The following is a 379-nucleotide window of genomic DNA, read 5'->3' as shown; positions in this document are numbered from 1 at the left end:
CCGCGTAGCGTGGCGTCGTCGCCGTAGCTGGTGCGGTAGCGGCCCCGGTTCTGCAGCTCGGGCACGACCAGGCGGGCGAAGTCTTCCCAGGTCTCGGGCGCGACGATGCGCGTCAGGTTGAAGCCGTCGATCTCGCCCACGTCGATCCAGCGCTCCAGCTCGTCGGCCACCTGGGACGGGTCACCCACGATGGTGGCGTAGCGGCTGCCCAGCGTGAACTGCTCCAGCAGCTTGCGCCGCGTGGTCCAGCCCTGCTTTTGGGCGGCCTGGGCCGCCGACTGGATGGCGTTGGTGTTGCCGAAGGAGATGGGGTCGTCCAGCCCGTACTGCGCAAAGTCCACGCCGGTGCTGGCGGCAAAGTGGGCCAGCCCGCTTTCCG

The 379-nt window shown here is 69.7% G+C and carries 1 pseudogene; it reads right to left on the bottom strand.

The annotated features are described in order from the left end of the window. Positions 1-379, bottom strand: a pseudogene (locus L995_RS10150) (N5,N10-methylene tetrahydromethanopterin reductase); the annotation flags it as partial.

The sequence above is a fragment of the Delftia sp. ZNC0008 genome, from assembly GCF_000799035.1.
Classification (GTDB): domain Bacteria; phylum Pseudomonadota; class Gammaproteobacteria; order Burkholderiales; family Burkholderiaceae_C; genus Comamonas; species Comamonas tsuruhatensis.
Note: the sequence above shows the minus strand (reverse complement) of the source record. Positions and strands in the feature narration are given on the sequence as shown.